The sequence below is a fragment of the Kitasatospora sp. NPDC127060 genome (assembly GCF_042724935.1).
Taxonomy (GTDB): Bacteria; Actinomycetota; Actinomycetes; order Streptomycetales; family Streptomycetaceae; genus Kitasatospora.
Genome location: NZ_JBHXEG010000068.1, coordinates 24,072 through 41,400 on the forward strand (window position 1 = coordinate 24,072; position 17,329 = coordinate 41,400).

At 70.2% G+C, this 17,329-nt stretch carries 18 protein-coding genes; 11 read left to right on the forward strand and 7 right to left on the reverse strand.

Annotated elements, in window-relative coordinates; translation table 11 throughout:
* Nucleotides 1-530 precede the first annotated feature (530 nt).
* Nucleotides 531-968: a hypothetical protein gene (locus tag ACFWIS_RS30205; protein WP_380454349.1), complete on the reverse strand. Its 438-nt coding sequence runs from the start codon at nucleotides 966-968 to the stop codon at nucleotides 531-533.
* Nucleotides 969-1,052: 84 nt separating this feature from the next.
* A complete protein-coding gene (locus ACFWIS_RS30210) occupies nucleotides 1,053-1,220 on the reverse strand; it encodes a hypothetical protein (protein WP_380454351.1) in 168 nt (55 codons plus the stop codon).
* A 560-nt stretch (nucleotides 1,221-1,780) separates the two neighbouring features.
* Here ACFWIS_RS30210 and ACFWIS_RS30215 point away from each other — a divergent pair.
* Nucleotides 1,781-2,278, forward strand: coding sequence for a hypothetical protein (locus ACFWIS_RS30215; protein WP_380454352.1), 498 nt, complete (start codon nucleotides 1,781-1,783; stop codon nucleotides 2,276-2,278).
* Nucleotides 2,279-2,415: 137 nt separating this feature from the next.
* On the opposite strand, the gene ACFWIS_RS30220 is transcribed toward ACFWIS_RS30215, so the two are convergent.
* Nucleotides 2,416-2,820 (reverse strand): hypothetical protein, encoded by a 405-nt coding sequence (locus ACFWIS_RS30220; protein WP_380454354.1) that lies wholly within the window; start codon nucleotides 2,818-2,820, stop codon nucleotides 2,416-2,418.
* A 171-nt stretch (nucleotides 2,821-2,991) separates the two neighbouring features.
* On the opposite strand from ACFWIS_RS30220, the gene ACFWIS_RS30225 reads away from it, so the two are divergent.
* Nucleotides 2,992-4,005 carry a hypothetical protein gene (locus ACFWIS_RS30225; RefSeq protein ID WP_380454356.1) on the forward strand — a complete coding sequence of 338 codons (1,014 nt, stop codon included), beginning with the start codon at nucleotides 2,992-2,994 and terminating at the stop codon, nucleotides 4,003-4,005.
* 7 nt (nucleotides 4,006-4,012) lie between these two features.
* Here the strand turns inward: ACFWIS_RS30225 and ACFWIS_RS30230 are convergent, their stop codons facing one another.
* Nucleotides 4,013-4,351, reverse strand: a complete 339-nt coding sequence (locus ACFWIS_RS30230) for a hypothetical protein (RefSeq protein ID WP_380454358.1) — start codon at nucleotides 4,349-4,351, stop codon at nucleotides 4,013-4,015.
* A gap of 194 nt (nucleotides 4,352-4,545) precedes the next feature.
* Here ACFWIS_RS30230 and ACFWIS_RS30235 point away from each other — a divergent pair, with 194 nt between their 5' ends.
* From ACFWIS_RS30235 to ACFWIS_RS30270, 8 genes are all read left to right on the forward strand, one after another.
* Nucleotides 4,546-5,112 (forward strand): hypothetical protein, encoded by a 567-nt coding sequence (locus ACFWIS_RS30235; protein ID WP_380454360.1) that lies wholly within the window; start codon nucleotides 4,546-4,548, stop codon nucleotides 5,110-5,112.
* A 353-nt stretch (nucleotides 5,113-5,465) separates the two neighbouring features.
* Nucleotides 5,466-6,185: a hypothetical protein gene (locus tag ACFWIS_RS30240; RefSeq protein ID WP_380454362.1), complete on the forward strand. Its 720-nt coding sequence runs from the start codon at nucleotides 5,466-5,468 to the stop codon at nucleotides 6,183-6,185.
* A 390-nt stretch (nucleotides 6,186-6,575) separates the two neighbouring features.
* Nucleotides 6,576-7,592: a hypothetical protein gene (locus ACFWIS_RS30245; protein ID WP_380454363.1), complete on the forward strand. Its 1,017-nt coding sequence runs from the start codon at nucleotides 6,576-6,578 to the stop codon at nucleotides 7,590-7,592.
* A gap of 178 nt (nucleotides 7,593-7,770) precedes the next feature.
* Nucleotides 7,771-8,022 (forward strand): hypothetical protein, encoded by a 252-nt coding sequence (locus ACFWIS_RS30250; RefSeq protein ID WP_380454437.1) that lies wholly within the window; start codon nucleotides 7,771-7,773, stop codon nucleotides 8,020-8,022.
* Nucleotides 8,023-8,334: 312 nt separating this feature from the next.
* On the forward strand, nucleotides 8,335-9,372 hold the full coding sequence (locus tag ACFWIS_RS30255) for a S41 family peptidase (protein ID WP_380454365.1): 1,038 nt from the start codon (nucleotides 8,335-8,337) through the stop codon (nucleotides 9,370-9,372).
* A gap of 198 nt (nucleotides 9,373-9,570) precedes the next feature.
* Nucleotides 9,571-10,659 (forward strand): replication-relaxation family protein, encoded by a 1,089-nt coding sequence (locus tag ACFWIS_RS30260; RefSeq protein WP_380454367.1) that lies wholly within the window; start codon nucleotides 9,571-9,573, stop codon nucleotides 10,657-10,659.
* A 363-nt stretch (nucleotides 10,660-11,022) separates the two neighbouring features.
* Complete coding sequence (locus tag ACFWIS_RS30265) at nucleotides 11,023-11,595, forward strand: helix-turn-helix domain-containing protein (RefSeq protein ID WP_380454369.1); 573 nt, start codon at nucleotides 11,023-11,025, stop codon at nucleotides 11,593-11,595.
* A gap of 89 nt (nucleotides 11,596-11,684) precedes the next feature.
* Nucleotides 11,685-12,206 carry a GNAT family N-acetyltransferase gene (locus ACFWIS_RS30270; protein ID WP_380454371.1) on the forward strand — a complete coding sequence of 174 codons (522 nt, stop codon included), beginning with the start codon at nucleotides 11,685-11,687 and terminating at the stop codon, nucleotides 12,204-12,206.
* A gap of 374 nt (nucleotides 12,207-12,580) precedes the next feature.
* On the opposite strand, the gene ACFWIS_RS30275 is transcribed toward ACFWIS_RS30270, so the two are convergent.
* Entirely contained in the window at nucleotides 12,581-13,450 is an 870-nt protein-coding gene (locus ACFWIS_RS30275; RefSeq protein WP_380454373.1) for an IS5 family transposase, read from the reverse strand.
* A gap of 352 nt (nucleotides 13,451-13,802) precedes the next feature.
* On the opposite strand from ACFWIS_RS30275, the gene ACFWIS_RS30280 reads away from it, so the two are divergent.
* Nucleotides 13,803-14,309 carry a hypothetical protein gene (locus ACFWIS_RS30280; protein ID WP_380454375.1) on the forward strand — a complete coding sequence of 169 codons (507 nt, stop codon included), beginning with the start codon at nucleotides 13,803-13,805 and terminating at the stop codon, nucleotides 14,307-14,309.
* Here ACFWIS_RS30280 and ACFWIS_RS30285 read toward each other — a convergent pair.
* Nucleotides 14,275-15,057 carry an IS5 family transposase gene (locus tag ACFWIS_RS30285; RefSeq protein WP_043469258.1) on the reverse strand — a complete coding sequence of 261 codons (783 nt, stop codon included), beginning with the start codon at nucleotides 15,055-15,057 and terminating at the stop codon, nucleotides 14,275-14,277. The two genes, ACFWIS_RS30280 and ACFWIS_RS30285, sit on opposite strands and share 35 nt — an antisense overlap.
* Before the next feature lie 268 nt (nucleotides 15,058-15,325).
* On the reverse strand, nucleotides 15,326-17,107 hold the full coding sequence (locus tag ACFWIS_RS30290; protein ID WP_380454377.1) for a Helicase associated domain protein: 1,782 nt from the start codon (nucleotides 17,105-17,107) through the stop codon (nucleotides 15,326-15,328).
* Between the last annotated feature and the right edge of the window lie 222 nt (nucleotides 17,108-17,329).

Genomic DNA, 17,329 nt, shown 5'->3' on the forward strand with positions numbered 1-17,329 from the left:
CGGCGGGCACCGCCTCGGAGAACTGGGTCCTCGGGCCCTGCGCCACGTCCGCCAACCACAACACTCAGACTCGCCAACTGGAGCGCTCAGTCACACTGCCGCAGCGCCCGGCAGACGGACGCCGTCGATCCAGGAGGTCGTGTGAGTTCCCTGTACCTGGTCGACGGCCAGCGCGTGTACGCGCCCGCCATCGGCGGCCGCAGCGCCTTGCTGCACCTGGCCGTCGTCCTACGGCTCGGCGAGGGGCCGTGGGGGGTGCGGCAACGCGGGGCGCCCGGACGAAGACCGGCTGCTGTTCGCCGACGAGACCGGCACCGCCCGGCTGTGCGCAGCGACCGGGTGCACCGGTCGGCCGTGGAATCGGGGCCGTGGCCCACAGCCGATGTACCGCTGACAGGCCTGGGACAGCTCCGTGTCGCCGATAAACCTCAGTCCCGCGCCGTCGAAAAGGCGGCCGGGACTTTTTCTATGACCGACCGAGCGAAATTAACCGGACGAAATCCAAGGAATCCCACAACGAAGGCACTGGTCTACGGAGCGGTGTGCCTGCGGCGGCGAGAGCGCGCGGCCTGCTGCATTTCGGCCTCCGCCAGGTGACGACGGCCGGCGGCGAGGTCCTGGCGGACCTGTTCCCCGACGGCGGTGAACACCCGGTAGTAGGCGCGGTTGTACGCCTCGATCAGCTGGTAGGTCCACATCCCCGGGACGACGTCCCGCCCGAGGAGCTCCCGCTCGACCAGGCCGGCCTGCTCCTCGTGCCCGGCCTGGCGCAGCATCCGCACCGCCTCGGCGAGCATCCGGTCGGCGCCGCCGGTCATGTGGTGCACCGCGTACAGGTGGCCGCGGGCCCGCTCGGTGCACTCCAGCGCCTTCGTCAGCATCCCCAGGGCCTGGACCGTCGCGTCGTCCACCCCGGGCGGCCGGCGGTGCGCCTCGTCCGGCCCTTCGGTCCCGACGTCATCTGCCACTGATGCCTCCCGACGTGCTCGCGCGACCCCCTTCACCGTCATCCGCCTGGGAGCAGGCGCATGCGCAGGAGGGCCGACCGGCGGTCAGGCCGCCGGTTCCTGCGTGGTGTCCGGGCGGGCGGCCTGCTTGAGCTTCATCGCGGCCTTGTGCCGGTTCCCCGCGCCGGCCCAGTGCGAGTGGGAGTACAGCTCGGCGGCGTACCAGCGGCGCTGGAGTTCGAGCAGGTCAGCGGGGAAATCGGTGTCGGACACCGGCCCATCGTAGATCGCACACCCGTGCGGCCGACGGCACGGCACCCCCGTGGTGTTCGCCTACGCCCCCGCCCCGCCCTGGCCGCCGACCGTACGGATCGCAGCCGTCGTCCCCGAAGACCCGCCGCACCCCGCGCCGTAGAGCCGGGCCGGCGAGCCGCGACCGCTACGCTGCTGCCGGTGCCCGCCGGACCCGAGACGCACAACCCGGGCCATCACCGGCGGGCGCCGTCGCCCCGCCGGCGGCCTGGGACAAGGCTGAGACGCCCCTGTCCCAGCACGCCCGATTCGCTAGGACGGTCCCACCCGAAAACCCCAGGTCACGCTGTTTTGCGTCCGGACCTGGGACAAGGCTGGGACAACCGGCCGCCGACCTTCGTGTCCTCTGGCAGGCGATCTTGACCACCGGGGGTTCCCGCCACCTGATCTTGGCTGATGGCGGGGAAAGCGGTGGAGCTTGCTGTACGGGCGTACGGCGATGCCGTGCTGGCGGAGTGTGCTGGCTTCCGCCGGATCAAAACCCGTCGCTCCGGGCTGGAGTGGGCGGTTACGCTCGCGCCATGGAGCTGGACGAGGCACTGGAACCGCTGCGCCGGGTGCTGCTGGAGCGACGCATCGTCGGTCATCCGGAGTCGGTCGTTGCGGCGGTGGAGGCTGCCTGGGCGGCACTGGCCGGCGGGGCGGACTCCAAGAGCCTGTGGGAGCTCGGTGTGCTGTCCGATGGGGAGGTTCTGGAGGCGCGCCGGCTGCTGGCCGAGGTGGAGCAGGAACTCTGGCCGGCGCTGCGGCTGCCCACCACCATTGAGGGCCGAAACCGGGCGCTGGCACGGTACTGCCTCCTGGACCTGCTGGAAGGCCGCCTAGATCCGTTGGTGGTGGCCGAGCGGATCGGCTGTGAGCTGTGCCCCGCCGACGACCCTGGCTCGTCGCTGTGGCCGGTCCGCGGATGGCTGTATCGCGCGGACGACCAACAGGAACAGTGCGGAGGGCTGACGAAGGATCTGGTGACCGAACTGCACGACCTGGCCGCCCAACTGCTGGCCGGTTCGCTGTCCTGACGCCGGGTCCCGATAGCGCTTCCCGCCCCGGTGCCGGGCGCGGGGTTTCTGTCACTTGATCTTGACTGGCGGGTGGGGAGGCAGTGTGGCCGACCTGTGCCCGCCTGCTGTTGCGACCGGTGCGCCGGGCACGGAGGTCAGGGAGTGGTGTTGGGGCTGGGGGTGCTGCCGGCGCCGAAGGTGATGGTCTCCGGCTTGGAGTCCCCGTAGCAGCCCGCGTCGAAGCCGGCCCGGTCCAGGCTTGCCTGCTTCGACGGCGACAGTTCGTTCCACTCTGCGGCGCAGGTCTCCGCGGACGGCTGGCGGCCGCGGTGGGTGATGGACGCGAAAGCGGCGGCCCCAGCGAAGGCGGACTGAACCCGGTCCGCCACCACCGGCGTGGCTGCTGCGGAGGGTGACGATGAAACCGGTGCGGACATCGACGGAGCAGGCCGGGTGGCCTCAGGCTGGGTGGCCTCGGGCTGGGCGGATGAACATCCTGCCGACAGGAAAGCCAGGCCGATGACGGATATGGATGCGGCGAGCTGTGTGATCTTCTGCATGATGGCAGAGAGTAGCTGGCGCGTGCCACTTAGTGCGGAGTGGGGCGAAGCATTAGCCGGGACCCACCCCCCGCCTGCTGGTCGGTGCGACAGGGCGGTTGCGAGTTGGTGGCCGAACTGCGCGGCCTGGCATCCAATCGCTGGAGGGTCCGCTGGCCTGACGGTCGGACCTTGACAGCGCATCTCGCCCCGGCGCTGGGCGGTCAAAGTCGCCCGAAGCAGTACTGCTCCCGCTCGTGCCGCAGCAAGGTCGACCGCGTCAAGGCCAAGATCCGCGAAGCCGCAGCAGCCCGAGTCGTTGCACCCTCTGCACCGCAGCCCGGCCCGGACGCTGCACCCGGCCCCACTGCTGCACCCGGCACCCCCGCTGCGCCCGTAGCCGCCGTCCCGGTCGACGCTGTCCTCGCCCGCTGGGGCGAGGACGGCCACCACCTCCTCGGCATCGCCGACGCGCTGCACCGCCGGCTGACCCGCTTCCTGGAGAAGACCGCCGACGGCGACCCAGCCGAGGCCTTCGCGGAGCTGGCCCACGTGCTGCCCGCCTACGGCACCCGCGCCTACATGGCCGCACAGGACATCCGGGACAAGGCCCGCTGGCCCGACCTGACCCAGCACGAGCGCGTCGTCGCCCGCTCCTGCGAACGGATCGACCGCTGGAACGAGGGCGGCGCCCAAGGCGACGACCAGGCCGTCGTCGAGGACGACCGTTTTGCCTCGCGGGGCGAAACCCCGGCCGCCCCTCCGACCGCTCTCGCCACCGAAGCGGCCGCCGCCACCGGCCCGGAGACCGAGAAGGAGCCGATCTGGCGCTCTGCGGCCGAGGCCGCCGAGCGAGCCCGCCGTACGGCCTGCACCGACCCCGAGACCCGCTTCGACTTCCCCGACTTCCTCCACGACCTGGAGATCACCTTCGGCCCCTGCTGGGAACTCGGCTCCTGGCACACCCCCGACGCCCAAGGCGTCCTCCAACTGCGCCACCACAGCACGCCGATCGGATGGACCGCACCCCTGCCCGACGGGCCGTGGGGCCAGGCCGGCTGGATCGCCCTCCTCTACCAGCCGCGCGGCACCGCCAAGCTCCTCAGCGACAACTTCTCCCGCCCCAAGACCCACCCCAGCACGGACCTGGCGCTGGACGCCGTCCTGCGCGCCCACCAGGCCAACAAGCCGGCCTCCGGCCGCTGACCGGCCCTCACCAAGACGCGGGGCCGCCGTGGTGGTGCCGGGCGACGGCCTCCAGCAGCGCCTGCCGAGCCCCCCACAACCGTCCCTGCTCGACGGCCAGAGCCTCGGCCGCCCACACCGGCAGCGGCCTGCCCAGCGCCGCCGCGGCCAGTGCTTCCTCCAAGGCGGCACCGGTCCGCCTCCAGTCCTCCAACTGCTGGATCAGACCCCGCACCAGGACATCGACGGCCCGAACCGGATCCCGCCCTTCCTGCCGGGCTTCCTGCGCGGCGTCACCGAGGACACCCTCGTCCAGGTCCTCGAACGCCTCCGCCCACCGCTCGGCCACCAGCCGCTGATGGGCCACCAGCACCTTTTGGAGCCCAGCGTCGACCCCCTCCTCGGACCACGGCAACGGGGAACGCGGCGCCCGCCCGCCTACGGCGGCCAGCACCCGCCCCGCACCAGGACCAAGCCCACGCCGAGCCCTCGCAGAAGAAGACGAAGTGCCGCTCACCACCCGCACGCTACCGCCGCGCCCGTCGGCTCGTTGAACAGAGGGTGACGACACAACAGACCAGCGAACAGGCATCCGTGGACGTCAGCGGGCTGCCCGCCGACGCATTCAGCCCCTCCGACCGGGCCCGCATCCAGCTCGGCAGCAGCATCGCCAGCAGGGCTTCCCAGCTGGAGGGGATGGCGCTGCTGCTCGGCGACGACGTCGCGGTGGCCGGCGACTACATCGCCCGCGCCTGCGTGATCCAGCGCTCCTACGAGGACGTGATCAAGCTGGCGGTCATCGCCGAGCGGGTGCGCGGCACCAGCTGGGAACGCATCGGCAAGGAGTTCTTCACCACGGCAGAGGAAGCTGAGAAGCGCTGGTCCGCAGCTGTCGAGCAGTGGGAAGCCGAGACCAAGGCCAGCAGCATCTACGTGCGCGAGCCCGGCAGGTACGTTGCCCGGGTCGACGAGTTCATCACGACCGGCCGGGCCTACCAGCCGTCCACCGTCGGCAGGCGCCCGCTGAGCCACAGCCTCGACGCAGCCGCCCCCACGACCGGCCGCGACGTGCCCGCCGCCGACCGCGCCTTCGCCGGAACCCAAGCCTGCACCCACTGCCACCGCTGAGCCTCCCGAGCGGCCAGACCCACCCCGCCAGCAGACCGTGGAGGGCCTGGCCGCCTTATTCCCCAGTACCTCGCCACCGACCGCACCCCACCCACGCCACCCACCCCGCCGGCCTGGCTGCGCCCGGAGCCGGGCCGACGGTCTCCACGCTCGGCATCTGCGAGGCCTGAGGCGGCGCCAGGACGGCCGTCGACGGTGTGCGGCAGACCCGCAGCGGGTAGCGCTTCCCACGGCCGTCCAGGCCCGCTGTGAGCCGCCGTCAGAGCGCGCCGCAGGCCCGGCGAGCTGGAACAACTCCCCGGGTGTCTCCCCGGGGCGTCCCCGGGGGGCTTACCTCCCAGGCGAAGATCCTCGTGCGGATCGACGGAGCGGGCGCGACGCACGACCTGCTGGAGCATTTGGAGGCGCTGAACACCGCCGGCCGCACCGTGCGCTACCTGGTCGGCTGGACGATCACCGAGGACGACGAGAAGGCGATCGCCAAGCTCCCCGCCAGGGCGTGGGAGGCTTCCCTTTGCCAGGACGGCGACATCCAGGACGGCTACGGAATCGCGGAGTTGACCGGCGTGAACACCCGACCCGGCTGGCCTGAGGGCATGCGGCTGCTGGTCCGCCGGGTCAGGCCCGCCGGCCGACACAGGAAGAAGCTCACCACGTTCGAGCTGAAGACGGGCTGGAAGTACTCGGTGATCGCCACGAACATCCGTCACATGTGGGGCATCCCGGGCTCGCACCAGCCCCAGTGGCTCGACGCCGTCGCCCGCGAACACGCCGTGGTGGAGGACGGGGTGCGAGCGGACAAGGCGATGGGGCTTCGGAACCTTCCGAGCAAGTCCTGGGAGGTCAATCGCGGTTGGATGCTCGCCGCGAACCTCGGCCACGACCTGGACTGCTGGTCCGGCTGCTGGCCCTGCACGACCGGCCCGACCTGGAACGGGCCGAGCCGGACACGATGCGCTACCGGCTCTACCATCTGCCCGCCCGTCTCGCGGCCCATGCCCGCCGCCGCTGGCTGCGGATCGACCGCACCTAGCCCTGGGCCGAAGTGTTCGTCCTCGCCTAGCGGCGATTGACCGAGATCCCGGCCGCCACTTGACGGCTGGTCACCGCACCGACGACCAGGAAGGAGAGCAGCCCCGGGCTCGTGGAACCCGGCGTCCCCGCAGCGTCATGCGACGGCCCACCCCGAACGGCATCGGGACATTACGGGCGAACTGCCGAGCCGATCACCGAGCACAAGCCGCTGAAGGATCGAGGCTGATGGCCACCCGGCTCCTGAACAACTCGATGAAGCACAAGCCGACCGCCCGGTCGTTTTTCTTCTTCCATTGTAGCGAGAACTGAAATCTCGCGCCGTCTTGTTCTTGCTGTTTCCGCCGTCTATTTCCGGGAAGGAACCTTCGATGGGAGGCCTCTTCCCCCGTAGAAAACAGCACAATCGACTGCTTTCCGGAAGGATTTCCGTGCCTGCTCGCCGCATCATGACGATGCTCGCGTCCACATCCCTGGCTGTGACCGCCCTGCTGGGGTCATCCCCGTCCGCCCAGGCGGACGACCCCGTCTTCTGCGGGATCCCCGTCGGCGGAGCGATCCTCGCCAAGTACAAGGACTACAACTACGACCGGGGATTTCTCGGCTGCCCGAAGACGACCGAGCTGGTCAACCCGGACGGCGTCGGCCGCAGGCAGGAATTCACCGGGGGAACCGTCTACTGGAAGCCCGCTACGGGCGCCCATCCCGTTGGGGGCGCCATCGGCGCGAAGTGGGCGGACAAGAACTGGGAGTCCGGTCCGCTTGGGTACCCCACGTCGGACGAGCTGGCGAACCCCGACGGATTCGGCCGCCGTCAGGAGTTCGAAGGCGGCTCCGTCTACTGGGCGTCCGCCTACGGCGCGCACCCCGTATGGGGGAAGATCGGGAAGCTGTGGGGGGATTACGGCTGGGAGGGCGGGTCGTTCGGATATCCCACCTCGGACGAGAAAGCCGACACTGCGACGAACCAGACGTACCAGAATTTCTCCAACCGGCAGAGCACGCTGTTCTGGAGTTCCGGACACCGGGAGGAGGGATGTTCGGGAGAATGCACGGGCTATCTGAGCGAGGCCGCCACGGACTGGTTCAAACAGGTGCGCGTCGAGATCCCCGCCGCTTTCCCGAACGAGGTGGTCATCCGCGCCTATCCGACGGACGCAGGATTCCGCAACGCGGTCGGTGATCTCGGCGGCGCCTGGGACCAGCTGTGGACGATGGCGCCGCCCCCGCAGCAGCTGTCCGTCCAGTCGAAGTACAACGCGGAGTATGAGCAGTTCATCTGCCATGCGAATTTCGTCTTCCCGGATCCGCTCAATTCCTCGGGATGGAGCACGGGCGACAGCTGGGATGTGGAGTCCTGGCGCGCCGACGTAGGGACCAGCAACGCACTGTCTCGCGTCTTCTTCGCGCTGCACCAGTGCAACTGGGATCCGCAGAACCCGAGCTAGACAGAAACGGCCGCCAGGCATTCCGTGCTGGCGGCCGTTTTTCACGGGTTTTTGAGTATGTCGTGCGAGCCGACCCGACGCCCAACGTCGCTTCTGTTGGCTGATCTTGATGGCGTAGGGTCTCGTCCTTGTGGCACGTGATCACATAGCCGGGGACAGCTTCCCGGAGCGGGTCCGGATGGGGCTGCTGACCCGGACGTTCACGCCGGAGCTGGTGCACAAGGCGGTCGAGGAGGCCGGGGCGTGGGAGGAGCGCACGAAGGCGCTGCCGAGCGTCCGGGCCATCTGGGCGCGGCCGCGGCCGGCGAAGACCCGCAGGTGGACCAGGCGCTCGTGCTCGACGGTGCACAGGTCGGCCGGGGCGACGCCGACGGACTTCGCCAGGCGCGGCAGTACCTCCGGCCTCGGCACGCGTGTCCCGGCGAGGTAGCGCCCGCTCGGTGACGCTAGCCGCGGGGACGATGTGGGCGACCGAGGCGTCGGCGGCGGTACGGGCGGCCGCAGCTTCACCGCGTCGAAGCCGTACGCAGTGGTTCTCACCGTCTCCTACCCGCCGTTGGTTGGGGAAGTCTTTTCCACTGGGCTGGCCGGTCACCACCGATACGACAGGGCGAACGGGGCAGGCACGCCGATCAGCTGTTACCCCGTGCACGGACGCAGAACAGCCGCTCCGCGACTGCCCTGCCCGGTCCTACAGTGGTGCACGCCCCGCGACGCCTTGGGGTAACACTGGGGGGAACAGATGGCACGGAAACGTTCGCTGCACCTGGCTGCCCTGGTGGCGGCTGTGGGAGTCCTGTTGCCGGTGGCCGGGTCCGCGAGCGGGTTGTCGCAGGGCCCGGACGACGGCGTGTCGCCTGCGGCCCGGACCTACCTGACGACGGCGCTGGACCTGATGGAACACCACTCCGTCCAGCGCCACGAGGTGAACTGGGCCCAGCTGCGACGGCGGGCGCTGGAGCAGGCGCACGGCGCGCGGACGGCGGCCGACACCTACGGGGTCATCGCCTTGGCGCTGAACTCCCTGGGCGGCGGCCACAGCTTCTTCCTCAATCCGCAACAGGCCGGGGCGAGGTACGAAACCACCGCGTTATCGTTCGAGGGCCTGACGGGCCGCGCGCTGGAGGACGGCCTCGGCTACGTCTCGCTGCCGCAGGTCCAGGGGACCCGGCAGACCTACGACGCGTACGTGCGACAGGGCCGGGCGGCAGTCGCGACGGCAGGCGGGGCCGGCGCCTGCGGCTGGATCGTGGACCTGCGCGACGATCGCGGGGGATCCCTGTGGCCGATGCTGGCAGTGTTGGGGCCGGTGCTGGGCGACGGGCCGGTGGGGGGCTTCGTGGACGCCGACGGCAACCGCTCGACGTGGTCGATCCAGCACGGCAACGCGTACGCGGACGGCGAGCCCGTGGGCTGGACGGACGGTGAACCGCTCGCCCGCAGCGCCCCGCCTGTCGCCGTGTTGATCAGCCACCGGACCGGCAGTTCCGGTGAGGCGGTCGCGGTCGCCTTTCGTGGCCGTGCCGACACCCGTTTCTTCGGTGAGCCGACCTACGGTGTTCCCACCGGGAACGGGGTGTACCACCTGTCCGACGGAGCGGCCCTGGTCCTCACCACCGCCGATGACGTCGACCGCGCCGGCCGCACGTACAACGGTCCGATCCGGCCTGACGAAGAGGTGGACAACGACCCCACCGCTGCCGTGGGCGGCGATCGGGACCGGGTGCTGGTGTCCGCCCGGGCGTGGCTCCACCAGCAGCCGGACTGCTTGCGTCGTTGAACCCGGGCGTGGACGAGTGGAGTGCGCGCGGATGTTGCTGATGTTTCGGGTGCTGGGCGGGCCGGTGTTGTCGGCGGTGCTGGGCGGGTGTCCGGCCTGCGGCACGCTCCCGAGCGATGTCGCCGCCCTGGTCGACGTTCCCGCGGTGGTCGACTTGCCCTCACTCGGCGGCCCGGTCCCGCGGGTGGGGTGGGCACCGTGACCGACTGGGCGACCGAGGTGGAGTTCCTGCTGCCGGGCGGCCGACGCAAGGTGCGCCCGGACGCGGTGCTCCAGGCTCCGGAGATCGGGGTGTCGGTGTTGATGGTGGAGGTCGACCGCTCCACCATGGCCCCGGAGCAGGTCGCGGCGAAGTTCATCGCCTACCGCGAGCTGTTCCGCGTGAAGGTCCGCGACAACGACCCGGCCCGCTCCGAGGAGGAGCCGGCCGACCGGACGGTGCACTGGTGGCGCCGGGCCTACCCCGGGCACACCCGCGCCGGGTACCCACCCGTCGCCCTGGTCGTCACCGACGCCGGACCGGTCGCGCTGGCCAGCCGCCAGGAGGCCGTGGCCGAGCTGTCGGCAGAGTGCTGGGGCGGGCGATGGTGCACGGTGCACCGGGACGACAACGACGGGGACGGCTGGCGGGTCTACGACGATGCTGTCCCGGTCGTCGCGACCACGCTGGAGATGCTGGCCGAGCACGGGCCGCTCGGGCCGGTGTGGTGGCGCTTCGGCCGCTCGGGGCGGCACTGCCTCATCGAGGCGCTGGAGAACCCGAACAACCGGGCCGCCTACGACCAGCGCCAGGCCGTCCGCGAGGACGAGCAGCAGAAGGCCCACCAGGAGCTGATGGACTCCCTGGTCTGCATCGACTGCGGCGACATCCCCGAGCAGGAGAGCACCTGGGAGTACGGCCTCCACGGCCAGTGGACCCGGCAGCCTGGCGGACGTTGCTGGACCTGCCACCAGAAGTGGAAGGAGCGGCTCGAACGGGAGGCCGAAGAGCAGCTGGAAGCCGCCCGCACGGCCAACGCCGCGCTGCGCCCGTGCTGGACGTGCCGGGGCTCCATCGGCGGGGAGGAGGGCTCGAAGCTGAAGTTGCGGGAGGTGGCCAGCCCGGACCGGCTGGAGTGCCCGGGGTGCGTGCGGGACCGTGTCGCGAAGGGCTTGGGTCCCCTGGTGCTGCCCGCGTCGACGAAGCGGGAGCTGGTGGCCGCGCTGGTGTCCGTCCCGGACGATCCGTGGTGGGAGGCGCGGGTGCTCCACGCGAAGCTCTACCCGGTGCGGGACCGTAGGGCGTGACCTGTTGCGTCTGGTGGCGTGGGGCGGGGCATCGATTCAGCTAACCCCGCCCCTTTCTTCTCACTTCTGCGATACCTGCTGCCCCGGACGATACGCACCCCCGCAGACAACCCTTGGTACCGCGGCCTGCGCGTGGAGTGGTCCCGGGCCGACCGCGAGGCGTCCTTCAGACAGGCCGTCCGTAGGGCGAACGCCTTGCTGCGTCCGTGCTGTACGTGCCGGGGTTCGATCGGCGAGAGGGAGGGGCCGGACATCCTGTCCACCCCGTCCCGGCCCTCCTGTTCGGGTGCGGGGCATCGCGTTGCCCGCGCCGTCGCCACCCCGCTGGCCGTCACATCCCCGATCCGGGATATCCTCCTGAATGTGAGAGAACCGGAACCGTCCCCCGAGGACCTGCGACTCGCCGCCCGCCTGGCCGCGCTCCGCGCCGAGCACGGCTGGTCCCTCGACGACCTCGCCGCTCGCAGCGGCGTCAGCCGCTCCACCCTCTCCCGCCTGGAACGCGCCGAGATCAGCCCCACCGCCGCCCAGCTCGGCCGGCTCTGCTCCGCCTACGGCCGCACCATGTCCCGCCTGCTCGCCGAGGTCGAGGCCGAACCGCCCCAGTTGCTCCGCGCCCCGGACCAACCGGTCTGGCGCGACCCCGCATCCGGCTTCGTCCGCCGCTCCGTCTCCCCGCCGCACGCGGGCCTGCGCGGCGAACTGATCGAGGGCACCCTGCGCCCCGGCGCCGCCATCGACTATGACGCCCCGCCCGTCCCCGGTATCGAACAGCACCTGTGGGTCCTGGACGGCACCCTGGAACTCACCGTCCGCGGTGAGACCCACCAGCTGGCCACCGGCGACTGCCTGCGTTTCCGGCTCTGGGGCCCGTCCCGCTTCCACTGCCCGGGCCTGCGGCCGGTCCGCTACGCCCTCGCCGTCGTCCTGCCGTGACGGCCGTGACGGCCGTGACCGCCTCGACCGCCGGGACTGCCCGGACCGCTGTGACAACCGTGACCGCCGCGCCCCAGGGGGTACCCGCCATGACCGAGATCGTCTGCCTCGCCGCCGCCGACCTGACGGCCGACCAGGACGGGCTCGCCGACCTGCTGCTCGACGCAGTCGCCGACGGCGCGTCGATCGGCTTCCTCGACGACCTCGACCGCACCGAGGCCGCCCGCTGGTGGCTCCAGTACGAGGACGCTCTGGCCGCCGGACACCGTCTCAGCTGGATCGCCCGCGACTCCGGCGGCCGGATCGTCGGAACCGTCAGCCTGGTCCTCGGCGACAAGGACAACGGCCGTCACCGCGCCGAGGTCGTCAAACTGATGGTCCACCGCGACGCCCGCGGCCAGGGCCTCGCCCGTCGTCTCCTCGACACCGCCGAACGCGCCGCCGCCGCGGCCTCCGCCACCCTGCTGCTGCTCGACACGCGCACCGACAGCCCCGCCGAACGGCTCTACCACTCGGCCGGCTGGACCCCGTACGGGCTCGTCCCCGGCTACGCCGCGGACCCCGACGGCACCCTCGCCTCCTCCACCTTCTTCTACAAAACCCTCGCCTGACCACTCGCCGGCTTGCCTGGACCGGTTGGAGTGGCCCGCAGTGCGTATAGGCCCGCGTTGCAAAGGACTTGGGCCCGCTGGTGTTGCCGGTTCCGACCAAGCGCGAGCGGGTGGCTGCTCGGACGATCCGTGGTGGGAGGTGCGGTGCGGCATGCCAAGCTCTACCCGGTGAGGGGTGGAGGGTGTGACCTGATGGTGTTGCGGGGCGTGGAATGGCCCCGCACACCGTATTGTCTGGACCTTTGGTTGGACCTGTTCGGAGAGTGGGCGGGTGACTGTGTGTGGCGGCGGGTGGGGTCGGGTCAGCCTACTTGGGGGGGCGGTGGGGTGTTGTTAAGGGCTGTCCCGTTTAGAGGTCGTTTTCGTCCGATGTTTCATCCTGGGGTGGGTTGTTTGGGGGTATTTTTCGGGTCGCGCCAGGAGATGGTGCTTTCCCCGGTGAGGCGGCGGGTCATGAGGTCGGTCATAGCGATGAGGATGACGGCTTCGGAGCGGGTGGGGAGGGTCTCGTAGTCTCGTGCGAGGCGGCGATGGAGCATGAGCCAGCCGTAGGTCCGCTCGACCGCCCAACGCTTCGGGACGGGGGTGAAACCTCTGGTCCCGGGCTTGCGGGCGGTGATCTCCATGTCGATGCCGAGGGTGGCCGCGTGCTCGACGAGGTGTTGGCGGTAGCCGCCGTCGACCCACACCTTTCGGATGGCGGGGTGATCGGTGGCGACCCGGTCGAGCAGTGTGGTGCCGGCGACGGAGTCCTGCACGCTCGCCGCGGTCACCAGCACGGCGAGGAGGAGGCCGAGCGTGTCGGTCACGATGCTCCGCTTACGTCCCACGATCTTCTTGCCGGCGTCGACGCCCTGGCCGGCGGCGGGCACGCTGGTGGAAGTCTTGACGCTCTGCGCGTCGATCACGCAGGCCGTCGGCTCCGGCGCCCGCCCTTCCCTCTCTCGTAGAAGCTGCCTGAGCAGGCCGTTGAGCCGGACGAACACACCCTCGTCCGCCCATTTGGCGAAGTAGCCGTAGACCGTGTTCCAGGGCGGGAAGTCGTGCGGGAGGTAGCGCCACTGGCTCCCGGTCCGGTCGACGTACAAGATCGCGTCCATGATGTCGCGCAGGTCGTGTTCGGGCGGCCGACCAAAGCTCAGGGCCTTCCTGCGGCGCTCGAGACGCCAGCGGACAAGGACCGGTTCGATCAACTCCCAGCGGGCATCGGACAGATCGCTCGGATACGGTCGTCGCTTCGCCATGCTTCCGGTCTACCGCTGCGGACCGAATGCGCCCAGGCGCACGGCACCGACGGCGGAAGCACACGACCGACGACGAACGCCGGACATCCCGGGATGAGACAGAAACAGGGTGCCTGCCGCCTCATCCGCAACCTCGCACGATCCGTGGATCTCGATGGCCTCATAGGCCCCACCCGCACCGCAACCCCACACCCCGCGAACCGGCTCATACAAGGTCAGTCCAGGTGAAAACGACCTCTTAGAAGCCGTTGTCTTTCCGAGAGTGATGGGTGCGTTTCCTGGTTAGGCGTAGGCTCGACGCTTCGGCGGCAGGGATGACGTGTCGTGTCGTCTGCTCGGTGGAGGTGCCGGGATGCCGTCGGTGATGGGGTTGCTGGAGGAGCGCGAACGCACAGCTCGGCAACGGGTGGAGGCCCTTCAGGCCGAGCTGCGCGAGGCGGAGGCCGTGTGGGAGCGGTTCGTGATCGCCCGTGAGACGGTGAGCGAGGTCCTGGCCGGGCCGCGGGAACCCGGCGTGGTTGAGGCGGCCCCGGCCGCTCCGCCTGCCGTGACGGGGCCGGAGGCGGGCGGGGCCAAGGCGGTGCCCGGTTCGGTGGTGCCGGTGCGGCGTGATGGGGTCAAGGTGACGGCTCTGGCGCCGGACTACCAGCGGATCATGAAGGTCCTGGCCGACCGGGAGCGGTCGGACGCCGGGCCGATGGACTGCCGGCAGATCGCCGGAGCACTGGGGTTGGAGGTGGTTCCCGCGAAGGTCGAGGGGGTCCGCTCGAAGGCGAAGCGTCTGGTGGCGCGGGGCTGGCTGGCCGAGGACGCGCCCGGCATGTTCAGGGTCGCCGACGGGCGAGGCGGCGGCTCATGACCATGGTCATCGACCACCACAGCATCGCCTCGGCGGTGTCCGTGCGGGCCTCGTAGTCACGGGCCAGGCGGCGCGAGCGCATCAGCCAGGCGAACGTGCGCTCCACCAGCCACCTCTTCGGCAGCACGGTGAATCCGGCGGTGTCGTCGGTCCGTTTGATGACCGTGAGCGCGACGTGCAGCACCTTCGCGGCGAAGTCGACCAGGTGCCCGGTGTAGCCGCCGTCGGCCCACACGAGTGTGATGCGCCAGTACCGCTCGCGCAGGCGGGCCAGCAGGTGCTGCCCGGCCTGGCGGTCGGTGATGTTCGCGGCGGTGACCGCCACGGCCAGCAGCAGTCCCAGGGTGTCGACCACGATGTGGCGCTTGCGGCCCGGCACCTTCTTCCCGCCGTCGTAGCCGGAGGTGGCGGCCGGCACCGACGCCGCGGCCCGCACCGACTGCGAGTCGATGATTCCCGCAGTCGGTTCCTCGTCCCGTCCCGCGGATTCGCGAACCTTCCCGCGAAGCCGGTCGTGCAACTCCTTGACCAGGCCCTTGTCGCGCCATCGCCGAAAGAAGGCGTAGACGCGGTCCCACGCGGGGAAGTCGGCGGGCATCGCCCGCCAGGTGATGCCGCCCGCGACCAGGTAGCGAACAGCGTCGATCATCTGCCGGTGGCAATAGCCCTCCGGCTGCCCGCCCCGACCCTCCAGCCACCCCGGTACCGGCAGTGCGACACGGACCTGGGCCCACTCCGCGTCGCTCATGTCCGACGGATACCGTCGCGCACGTTCACCATGATCGGCCGCGTTCCCGTACACGTGCGCGAGGCAATCACACGACGACACGCGGGAGTTGGACTCCGCGGGCCGCACCGCGTACAACTGCGACAACAGGGCCTCCTGCCGTAGCTCTTTGGATTCGCACCCACGAGCTGTTCAGGAGGCCCTGCCGTCATGCGCCGACCGGTCCGCGATCACCCGATCGAGACTCCCGTTCGATCGCCGCGCTCCTTCGCCGGTACGACAACGGCTTCTACGCCCACTCCACGCCATGCTCAGCGAGCTGCGCCAGTTGCCCCGGGGTCAGCTTCGCCCGGCGTGCCTTCGTGTTGTTCAAAAATGCACCCAGCCCGATCTGCACGGTCTCGACGATTTCCTCCCCGCCCGGGCCAGCCACCGTGACCTCAAGCAGCTCCCGGTGCGGGCGCGGGACCCGTGCGTGGCCCTCCCGCTCGACGAACATTGCCAGCGCGGCCAGGCCCTGCTGGAAGCGATCCACCCTCGACACCTTCGGCTTCGCCTCCGCGGCCTGCTTCGCGGCCACCAGCTCGGCGTCCGGCTCGACGCCGATCGCCGTCAGCAGGTCCCGCTGGTCTTCCTCCAGGTCGGGCCAGCCGGCTCGCTGCGCCCGCACCCAGCGTCCGAGCTGCTCGCCCTCGAACACGGTGTCCTCGGGCAGCGTGGTCCAGCCGACGCGACCGTCGGACTCCAGCCACCACAACCGTGCCACGGCGTAGGCGCGTTGCCAGGTGATCGGCCAGGCGGGGCACCACCACGGGTCGATCTCCTCCAACGCCCTGCGTCGCTCCGGCGACAGCGCCCCCGGCTCCCCAGCCGGCACCTGCGCGGCGGCCCTCAGCTCGGACAGCCACGTACCGATCGGATAAGAACCGACCGAGGCCCGGGCCGGCGCGGCCAGAGACGAACCGTGCTCCTTGGCCCAGACCCGGGCCCAGTCGAGGCCGGCCTCGAAGCGGGCGTCGGAGACCGACCAGATCATCCCCAGCTGGTCGAGCATGTCGACCCGGTGGCGCGCCAATTCCCCATCAGCATACTCGCCACGCCTATCCGACAACCATTTACCGAGCGGAAACTTTCCTTCTTCTCCGGCCATCGCGGAATATGGCACGTAAAGCCCGCCGGTCTCCTCGAACCACCGGCGGGCGTGGTTGATCCCCTCCCGCCAGAACTGGTTCTCCCCGGTCAGCACCCGCGAGGCGATGAACAGCGCGAGCACGTTCTCGTCCACCGGCGTCTGGAACCGCACCGGCAGCGTGAACGCCCCCGAACCACCCTCACCAGACCAGCTCTCACCAGGACCAGAAGCCGCCTCAGCGCTGCGCCCCTTCGTACGCTTGCCCGACTTCTGCGGCACCGCAAGGGCCTCCACCACGCGTGCGTCGTGAGACCTCAAAGCGGTCAGAATCTTGATCAACGCCGAATAGCTCTCCGACTCCAGAATGTCCCCAGGCTCCTCCCCGGGCTTCAGGAAAACCGGCACGATCAGCGAGGCGGTCTTTCCCTCTCCAGGCTTCATCCGCAAAGCCCGGCCGATGGCCTGGACGATATCCACCATGCTTCCCCGACCCTGAAGAAGAACAGAATCAGCGTCCGGAATATCAACACCCTCGCCCAGGACCTTGCACTGAGCGACGACCCGGTGCCTCAGCCCGTCCTCCTCACCGCTGCTCCCGAAATCGGCGATGACATCCTTGCGGAAATCCACGTCATGCTCGCCGGAGAGCCACCGCGACCAGAATTCGGCAGGGTATTTCTGCGGGTTCTCAAAGTGCAGTTTCTCGACGGCCTGGTTCAGCGTCTCGCTGAAGTAGCGGGCTTCGATCGTGCGGTTGTGAAAGGTGATGCACCGTGCCAGGCCCCGCTCCACCATCGTCTTCACGAGCCCGGCCTGGATGGCCGCGATGTGCGCGGCCGGCACCTCGTCCTCGCTCCCGTCCTGAGCCTCGCCGACACCGGGGCCCCACGGCACCCCCTGCTGCGCCGCCTTGGCCCGGTCGCCGAGCGGGTCGCGCATGTCCGCGGCCGTTGATCATGGTCTGTGTTTCGGTGTGTGAGCTGGGCTGTTCAGATAGGTGGTTCGGCTTGTTTGGGTGTTGCACCGGGTAGTGAGTCCGGATTGCTGTGGGCGTGGTGGCCGCTGACCTGCCGCTTCGGCTGGGCAGCGAGGCCTGTTCAGTTTTGCTGGTTGGTGGTCATTTTGAATGGGTGGTCCGAGGTAGCTGTGGTGTGGCCCGCC